7 protein-coding genes and 2 pseudogenes are annotated in these 8,833 nt (G+C 42.8%); 7 read left to right on the forward strand and 2 right to left on the reverse strand.

Annotated features, from left to right (window positions below; all coding sequences use genetic code 11):
* A partial coding sequence (locus O9323_RS20225) for an RNA-guided endonuclease InsQ/TnpB family protein (RefSeq protein ID WP_288125658.1) occupies positions 1-510 on the forward strand: 510 nt, incomplete at its 5' end.
* Positions 511-691: 181 nt separating this feature from the next.
* Here O9323_RS20225 and hmpF read toward each other — a convergent pair.
* Complete coding sequence (gene hmpF, locus O9323_RS20230; protein WP_002751694.1) at positions 692-2,317, reverse strand: pilus motility taxis protein HmpF; 1,626 nt, start codon at positions 2,315-2,317, stop codon at positions 692-694.
* Positions 2,318-3,168: 851 nt separating this feature from the next.
* Between hmpF and O9323_RS20235 the strand changes: the two genes are divergently transcribed.
* The 6 genes and pseudogenes from O9323_RS20235 to O9323_RS20260 all read left to right on the forward strand — a co-directional run bounded on the left by O9323_RS20235 (position 3,169) and on the right by O9323_RS20260 (position 8,284).
* Positions 3,169-3,312, forward strand: coding sequence for a hypothetical protein (locus O9323_RS20235; protein ID WP_002751696.1), 144 nt, complete (start codon positions 3,169-3,171; stop codon positions 3,310-3,312).
* A gap of 21 nt (positions 3,313-3,333) precedes the next feature.
* Positions 3,334-3,423 (forward strand): annotated as a pseudogene (locus tag O9323_RS20240) (response regulator); the annotation flags it as partial.
* A 91-nt stretch (positions 3,424-3,514) separates the two neighbouring features.
* Complete coding sequence (locus tag O9323_RS20245; RefSeq protein WP_002751697.1) at positions 3,515-4,045, forward strand: chemotaxis protein CheW; 531 nt, start codon at positions 3,515-3,517, stop codon at positions 4,043-4,045.
* A gap of 93 nt (positions 4,046-4,138) precedes the next feature.
* The gene (locus O9323_RS20250; RefSeq protein ID WP_002751699.1) at positions 4,139-6,763 is read left to right on the forward strand and encodes a methyl-accepting chemotaxis protein; all 2,625 of its coding nucleotides are present in this window, start codon (positions 4,139-4,141) and stop codon (positions 6,761-6,763) included.
* 76 nt (positions 6,764-6,839) lie between these two features.
* On the forward strand, positions 6,840-8,051 hold the full coding sequence (locus O9323_RS20255; protein ID WP_002751701.1) for a glycosyltransferase: 1,212 nt from the start codon (positions 6,840-6,842) through the stop codon (positions 8,049-8,051).
* 80 nt (positions 8,052-8,131) lie between these two features.
* Positions 8,132-8,284, forward strand: a complete 153-nt coding sequence (locus tag O9323_RS20260) for an AAA-like domain-containing protein (RefSeq protein ID WP_002751703.1) — start codon at positions 8,132-8,134, stop codon at positions 8,282-8,284.
* A gap of 21 nt (positions 8,285-8,305) precedes the next feature.
* On the opposite strand, the pseudogene O9323_RS20265 reads toward O9323_RS20260, so the two are convergent.
* Positions 8,306-8,632 (reverse strand): annotated as a pseudogene (locus O9323_RS20265) (hypothetical protein); the annotation flags it as partial.
* Positions 8,633-8,833 lie beyond the last annotated feature (201 nt).

Consider the following 8,833-nt stretch of genomic DNA (forward strand, 5'->3'; position numbering starts at 1 on the left):
AAAGCAATTAAAGAGGCTTTGGCGTTAGTCCAGTCTAATGATTTGGTAGTCTATGAAGCTTTAAAGGTAAGAAACTTAGTCAAAAACCGTAAGCTCGCCAAGTCGATTTCCGATGCTTCTTGGTATCAATTCACTCAATGGTTTGAATTTTTTGCCAAGATTTATCAGATTGTTTGTGTTGCTGTACCACCGCATTTTACTTCTCAAGATTGTTCAGTTTGTGGAACAAGAGTTCAAAAAACATTAAGCACTAGAACTCATCAATGTTCTAACTGTCAAACAGTCATAGATAGGGATTATAATGCAGCAATAAATATTCTTAAAAAAGGGTTGAAATATTTGGGAAATCATCTCAACGGTACTGTTGAGCAAACAGAAACCGACCCAAACGCCTTGGGAGAGTCCGACCTCTGGATTTTGAATGGAGACATTGAGAATTTAAGCCGTCTCGTTGAACAAGGAATTTCCGATAGTGATAGGTCAAGAATCCCCCGTCACAGCCTAGCTTGACGGTGGGAGTATGTCAATAATCCTAGTCTATATCACATCTAACCTAGAGTTAAATTGATCTAAATTATTTTATCCATAGATAAAAAGCTATAAAAGTTATCGGCAAGAAGGGAGAAATCTTTTTCTGAATTACCCTGTATTATTTGTTCAGAAACCCTAATTAAGCCTAACTGTTAATAGCTTAATGATATGCAATAACATTAGATTCCATAGGTATAAACCAATGGGAGATATTTTCTAGTTTTTGATGGATTTGATCGAGATGATCCTGCACGGGTTGCAGGAAAGTTTCGTACTGTTGCATCTGAGTTTTTAAACGCACTAATGCCAGATTAGCATCGCGCCATTGTCGCTCCTGTTCTTCAAATTCACGAGTTTTTTGCTCTAAATCCGAGCATTGCTCATCAATAGTATCTCTGTTTTTTTGTAAATCCTCTTGTAGCTCCTTGATTTCTGCGGCTAAACGTTGACTTTCTTGGAGATTATTTTGATAACTATCCTCCAGGAGAATTAACACTGGTTCAAAGCTACATTTTTGGGCATCTTCTGGGGATAAAATTCCCTGTCTGCGTTGCAGAATTTTCAGATGTTGAGAGCAAATAGCTTGCCTTTCCCGAAGATTCCGTCTTTGTCCGAACAAAGTTTCTGCCAGCATTCCTTTTCTCTCCTGTTCCTCGGCTAATTCCGCCTCTAAATTAGCTCGCTGGGATTCATCTATTGTGGCCATTCTTGCCTCTAATTCTTCCACGGTTTGAGATTGGAGAGTTAATTCTTCCTCTTGGTCGTTGACAAAAATTTCCAAGCGATCGAGGTCTGTTTGTAAATTGTTAACTAAGCTCTCCAATTTTTCTAAAGGCATTTTTTCAAGAGCTTCTAGATCGATTTTACCATCAAAATCTAGGTCTGCTGCTTGGGCGAGACGAAGGAGCATTTGTCGAGTAGAATCAGTGGTTTGTAGGGTGAGGTTAAGGTGATCGAATAATTCCTGTTTTTGACTCAGAACAGTTTCTTGTATTTGTAGTTGTATTTTCGCTGTTTCCAAAACACTGCGACTTGTCTTTAATTCCCTGGCTCTTTGTTTGAGATGATTGAGCATTTGTTCGTTGACGACCTGGCGATTTTCTACAGCTTTTTTCTGCTCCTCTAAACTTTGCCAACAACTATTTAAAATTGTCTGTTGTCCCTGCACAGATTCAAGAGTTGAATAGAGAATTTGTGAGGGAGAATTACCCAGATCGTGATTATTGGCTAAACTCTCCGCTAGAGAGCGAATAAATTGTTGTTGTTCTGGGGAAAGATTGGGGAAGGAGTTGAAATTTATTTGTTCTTCTTCCAGGTGTCGCTGTTGCTCTATCAATTGTTGTTTTAGGTTTTCCAGTTCTTGTTTTTTGCCCTCTAAATAATCGAATTCTACTTCTATGCGCTCAATTTGCTCAATTCTTTCCTCCATTTCCATTTTCTGGCGGTTGAGAATCTCGCTTTGATAGGTGAGGGATTGTTTCCACTGAGCGATTTTCTCTTGATCTTCCTTATTGCGTTCGATCAAACGGGAAATCTTTTGCAGTTGTCGCACGATCTCCGCTCCCGCTAATTCCGGTTTTCCTTGCAGTTGACGATTATCGCTCAAATTCACCAAGAGAAGCGCACCTTCTCCTATGGAGTTAGTTTCGTCGCAGGTTAAAATATCGTTTCCCGCTATGGCACTCCACGTCTGATCTTTATGCTGACAGGCCAATAGTTTCAATTCGGTTTTGTAACCACTGATAAAACCTCTAGTCTGTTTTTTTACTTCTGCAAGGTATAGCACGATTAGTCTTCCTGTGTGATGAAAGTTTTTGTAATTGGTTTTAGAGAGAGTTGGTGATCGAGGCTAGGAGCGGCCTGTCTATAGTTTCAGTGTACCGATCGGCTGCCAAAAAATTTTAAATTTCTATTATTCAAGTTTTTCTTTTTGAGACATACATTTGTCCTCAATTTTTCCTCTTACCCACTGGAAAATTTTAAATTTTTGAAGATTTTTAAGCACCAATTTACTGACCTAGTCTCAAAAAATTTGGCAGTCAATCTCATAAATCGGCTGATGTTTTCTGACCCCTTTTACCTCTGGCTGCAGTTTGAATAAGCTGACCACACATCTAAATTATCGTTTAAGACGGCGTGAGAGCGAGAGGCAAGGATAGAAAGCTAGACCTTTTGTACTGAAAATTGCCAAAGCTAGTTTAAATGCAGCAAAGCTTACTGAAAAATATCTTACATAATTAGCTTATCAGATTTATTATTAGTGACAAGAGCAAGGAAGACAGCGTTTCTTCTCAATCTCAAGATGAAGTATGACGAGACTTGGTATCATCTCCAGACTAACACCTCCTCTTCCAGTATTGCCCAAGACTAGAGACTTCGTACCTCACCATTAAGATAACTGCTCTAGGTTATTCTAGACCAAAAGAAATAGCGTCTAGTGGGGGAGATTCCGAGAAATTAGGCAAGGAAGCTTCAATGAGATTGACATTCCCAGTATTTTACAATTGATTGAACTAGGACAAAGAACAAGAGAACTATTGATGGCGATCTCAGTATTGGTGAAAAAGTCGAGAGTATTTTAGAAAATTCCAACTATTCCTGGGGTCTTTTCCCTGAGAAGCTCTCGCTCAGGCTATAGTGATCGAAGCTGCTCTCATTCTCTGGGATATCGCCCTACCAAAACTCGACGGTTTAACCAGTCAAGGGGGGGCCACTGGCAAGGGTAAAAGCCAAAATGGTGGGGGCAACCGATTATTTAAGCAAACCTTTGAGCGAAAATGAGTTATGACTGCTGGTTGAGAGGGCATGAAAATCGGAGCAGATGCCTACATTGTCAAACCCTTTGAACCGATTGAGTTCATTTGCACCGTTAAACAACTGCTGCGCCGATAAAATCGCCTTCACCAGGGACAGTCTAGTCATGGTATAGGTCGAGATAGCTAAAAACGCCGCCCCAAATATTACTTACAGGAGAACAAAACAAATGCTTAACGATACCGATTTTTTTACTGGTGACGCTCAAAATACCGCCCCCGACACTCAGGAATTAGAAACTCCCTTCGGTGAACTGTACTTGCGATTTTATCTACCCTCTCAGGACGAGTTTGCCCTTAGTTCCGTGGGTATTCGCGAGGTGATGCAGCAACCAGTCGATCGCATTACCCCCATTCCCAATGCTTCACCCTTGCTTCTCGGCACGATCAATCTTCGGGGTCAAGTGATCTGGGTGGCGGATATCGGGCAATTTTTGGGGGATAGCAGCCCCTTAAACACCGATCGAGCCGAAATCCCTGTAATTGTGATTGAAGAACAGGAAACGATCCTCGGTTTAGCGGTGCAACGTTTGGGAGATATGAAATGGCTCGACCCAGATAAACTAGGTAGTGTCGTCAGTATTCCCGATCAGATCGCGCCATACGTGCGGGGAGAGTGGATTCTGGGCCAAGAATCAAAAAAAACCTTAAGACTACTCGATCATCTGGGCATACTCCGTTCTACCCGTTGGGCGGCTTAAAACCTCAAAAAAATAGCAGAATAGCATTTATAGTAATTATTTCTTGAAACTACTAACTACTTCACCACTTTATCTTTACTAGGGGAGGGGCAAATGCCGTCAGGGAAAGAATATGCGAAACTCTATGGTAAGGCGAACACCGCCTATTGCCAGGGCAACCTTGAGGATGCCGCCGTCATTGTCAAAGAAATGATCAGCAAGTATCCCGATGATGCCAACGTCATCCTTTTACAGGGACACATTTATGTCGGACTACAACAATACAGCTTGGCCGAGGGACGTTACGAAAAAGTGCTGGAATTGGCCAAAAATTCTGCCAATTTCTTTGAGCTGGTAGATTATGCTCGACGGGGTCTCGATCAGATTCAGCAATCGCGTTTTGAAGCCGAGAATGGAGATTTTATGATCGCCGCTGCGGAAAGCATTGCCTACAGCGAGGCAGCTTTCGATCCCAGTCAAGGTTTCAGCAATTCTTTGTCCGGGGGGTCGCAAGCGGCTGCTATCGAGCGACAACAGGAGGTAATGGACTGGGATAGTGGTCTTTTCAATGACGAGGATTTCGGAGAGCCTACGGCGGGTACAGTTGATTCCTATGGCGATGATTTTGGGGAATCCGAGGAAACCGCCTTTAGTTCCCTTATCCTGGCTGGTTCAGGCTCTCACGGTTCCCAGTGGTCCGGGGATTCTGCGGATGGAGAACCCCCTTTCCCCTTTTTGGAAGCAGCGGAGATTGACCCGCTGCAGGAAGGGTGGGGCGGTGGGTTAGGATCAACGGGAGAAGCCACTTTTACGGCTGACTGGCGGGAAAATCCCGTCACCGGTCGAGATCAGGAGTTATCCTATGCCGATGCCCCAGAAACAAGCACTTTTGCCATTGACCCGGAACTGCCCCGCCGACAAGCGGCGAAAACTGACCTTAATCAGGGCAGAGTCACTCAAAAAAGATACGAGGAAGACGAAGCCAGAGATTTTAGAGAACTAAAACTCAATGATGAGGATTTAGACGGTTTTTCCCAACTACGTCTGACGGATATAGGCGAAGAACTGGGGGAATCGGAGCTATTTACCGGTTCGGGAGAGGAAGCTTTAACTGCTGGTTTTGTCCCCGAACCCAGGGCGAGCCTTAATGCCAGTTCTGCTGTGGGAGAGCCTAGTTTTCATCCTTCTCGTCTAGAAATCCCCGATGACAAAAGAGATAGTCATCTTGGCCCTGTTTCCGAGCGCCTGCTCGGGCCAGTGGTGGAAGTCAATCTGGGCAAATTAGCCTTTTTTGTCAATGCTTCTTTGGGCAAAAAGCAACTAATTTTAGCGGCTTTAGCGGGTATTACCCCAGTGGTGTTAATTTTTGCCGTTAGCACCACCTCTTGGCTTTCTGCAAAAGTTGCCCCCAAAACAGCCCCAATACCACCAGCACCAGCCAGCCTTTCTCCTTGGAGTCAACCGAAACCAGCAATGATGTTATTAACTGGATTGGGAACCTTTGCCCTAACTTGGCTAGGTTTACAGTTGCTAATTAGTCAAATTAAGCGCAGTCTCGACGATTTGCAAAGCCAATTCGATCATCTTTCGGAAGGCAATTTTAACGCTAAAGCGACGATCTACTCGGAAGATGAATTTGGTCAACTGGCCAATCGTTTCAATCAGATGGCCCAGGTGGTGGCAACTATCACCACCTTGGCCCAAGGCCGCGCCGCCGAAACGGAACGGGAACGGAAAAATCTACAAAGGCAAGTAATTCGACTTCTCGATGATGTGGAAGGAGCGGCTCGGGGGGATCTGACAGTGGAAGCGGAGGTAAGTGCCGATGTTTTAGGGGCGGTGGCCGATGCTTTTAATTTGACGATCCAAAACCTGCGCGAAATTGTCCGACAGGTGAAAAAAGCGGCAAAACAGGTGAATCAAGCCAGTACCAATAGTGAATCTTTCGCCCGCAATCAGTCTAGCGATGCCCTGCGGATGGCGGAGGAGTTGGCCGTCACCCTTAATTCGGTACAGATGATGACCGACTCAATTCAAAGGGTGGCAGAAAACGCCAGGGAAGCCGAAGAAGTCGCCCGCACTTCCTCGATTACCGCTCTCAAGGGGGGCGATTCCGTGGAAAGAACCGTGGCGGGAATTCTGCAAATCCGCGACACGGTATCAGAAACGGCGCGAAAAGTCAAGCGTTTGGCAGAAGCTTCCCAGGAAATCTCGAAAATTGTCGCAGTAGTCTCTCAGATTGCCTCGCGAACCAATTTATTGGCTCTTAATGCCTCGATTCAAGCGGCGCGAGCAGGAGATGCAGGCCGCGGTTTTGCGGTGGTGGCCGATGAGGTACGTCAGTTAGCCTATAGATCGGCTAAATCTCTTAAGGAAATTGAACAGATCGTTTTACAGATTCAATCGGAAACGGGTTCGGTAATGATGGCAATGGAGGAAGGGATTCAACAGGTTATCGATGTCACCGAGCGCTCGGAACAGGCCAAGAAGTCCCTAGAAGATATTATCCAAGTTTCTAACCGCATCGATACGCTGGTGCGATCGATTACCGCCGATACGGTCAAACAACGGGAAAATTCCCTCAATGTCGCCCAAGTTATGCAGTCGGTGGAGTTAACCGCTCAGGAAACTTCCCAAGAATCTCAACAGGTGGCGGGTTCTTTGCAAAAATTGGTGAGTATCTCCCGGGAGCTGCTTTCTTCGGTAGAACGGTTTAAGATAGACTCGGAAGATAATTAATAATCGATGAGTGGTAATCAGTGGGTTATTGATCAGCTGCTATCGCTCAAGATTAACCGCTAGAGTTGATAAAGTTATGCCTAAACTTAGTCTCTGCATGATTGTCAAAAATGAAGCCGAAAATCTCCGGCGCTGTTTGGATAGCGTTAAAGAGGTGGTGGATGAGATGATCGTTATGGATACGGGTTCGACCGATGATACGATTGCTATTGCTCAAAGTTACGGTGCTATAGTTCCTAGCTACGATTGGCAGGGTAATTTTTCCGAGGCCAGAAATGAGGCTTTAAAATATGTTACTGGCGATTGGATTTTAGTTCTTGATGCCGATGAGGAATTAAATCCTGCTATCGTACCGAAAATGCGTCGGGCTATGGAAAAAGAGGAAAATTTAGTTATTAATTTAATCCGCCATGAAATCGGAGCCATACAATCACCCTATTCTCTAATTTCGCGGCTATTTCGCCGACATCCTCAAGTCACTTTTACCCGTCCCTATCACTCAATTATTGATGATAATGTGGCTATTTTATTAAAAAAAGAGCCTGATTGGAAAATAGTTGAACTGCCAGAAATTGCGATCTTTCACTACGGTTACACCGTCGATAAAATAGCCAGCCTAGATAAGTTTGAACGGGCAAGAAAAGCGATGGAGGGCTTTTATCAACAACATCCCCACGATCCCTATGTGTGTAGTAAATTGGGAGGGTTATATCTGAAGATTGGCAGGGATAAAGAGGGTTTTAAGCTGCTCAAACATGGTTTAAAATGCCATGGCTCTAATCCACATATTTTATACGAGTTATATTATCATCTCGCTAATTATTATTATTCAGTGGAGGAATTTAAGCAATCAGGCGATCATTTTGTTAAAGCGATTAAGCAGCCAATTTTAGATAAATTAAAACTGGGTGCTTATAATAATTTAGGTGGGTTATTATACGAAGCAGAAAAATACGAAGCTGCCTTATCTGTCTTTGAGAAAACCGTAGAAATTGATCCTAGCTATGCCGATGGTTACTATAATTTAGGACTGGTTCTCAAACAACTGCACCGGCTACCAGAATCGATTAAAGCTTATAAAAAAGCTCTCAAGTTAAACCCCGATAATCCCACTATTTACCAAAATCTAGGGGTGGCTTATATAGTTTTCGGTAGTTATAATGAGGCGATCGAGATTTGGCAAAAAGGCCTACAATTATTGAAAGATCAGGGTAATATCTCTCGCGCTGAAATGCTACAAGAAACCCTAAAAGCTTTGGGAGCAAGTGTATTGAAGGATGAACAGTAACTGTTCAGAGTTGTTGGCAAGATTGGGAGCATCCACTGCATTTAAATTGCGAATAAGCAGTTTAAATGCAGTACATCTGATTGCTAAAACCCTGTCTAGTCAACTCCTGTGAGGATTTTTGCGAATTAATTCTTAATAGTATGGGTTTAATTAAACTCAGAGAAAATAAAGCAATTGTCAGTTGTCAGTTGTATCAAAAATACTTTATAAGTCAATATACTGGTTCGGTATAAATAAATTTTTGAACCATGGTGTTAAAATAGCGATCGCTCAAGCCAATCATTATTAAATATCGTCTGATAAATTCGATTATGAACGTCAATTTTACCATGGCGTTTTACCACTAATCCAGATAAAAATAACTCAGGTAAATAGGGATTGTTATCAATCTGTATTGCTTCTTGATGGAGAATTTGTCGATACAAGGTTAATAATTGGGTTCGGTTTGGACTTTGAAGAAGGCGATCTTGAATGGTTTTTAAATGTTCGGGTTGATCCTGCATCTCCCAATCTTGAATAATTTTTTCTGCTACTAAGTTGGCCAACCATTCTTCTTCTTGATTAGAGGGGATTGGTTGCTCCCGCATTTCTCACAAAAAATGCGATCAATAATCCCAGAAGTCTTACTGGATAAGGGTTTTAATCCAGTGATCGCCTCGGAATAAAAACAACAGTGTGTTGACCGTTCAAGACTGAAGATCATAATCAATTAGACATTAGATAAAAAATGTTCTAAGTGCGTATTTTTTAGATAAATTAATTGTTTAATTAAAAATTATACG

The sequence above is a fragment of the Microcystis sp. LE19-131.1A genome, assembly GCF_027532015.1.
Classification (GTDB): Bacteria; Cyanobacteriota; Cyanobacteriia; order Cyanobacteriales; family Microcystaceae; genus Microcystis; species Microcystis ichthyoblabe_A.

Excerpts from the sequence above, each read along its gene's own strand:
- O9323_RS20250 (WP_002751699.1), top strand. The coding sequence starts at position 4,139 with ATGCCGTCAGGGAAAGAATATGCGAAACTCTATGGTAAGGCGAACACC.
- O9323_RS20255 (WP_002751701.1), top strand. The coding sequence starts at position 6,840 with ATGCCTAAACTTAGTCTCTGCATGATTGTCAAAAATGAAGCCGAAAAT.
- O9323_RS20245 (WP_002751697.1), top strand. The coding sequence starts at position 3,515 with ATGCTTAACGATACCGATTTTTTTACTGGTGACGCTCAAAATACCGCC.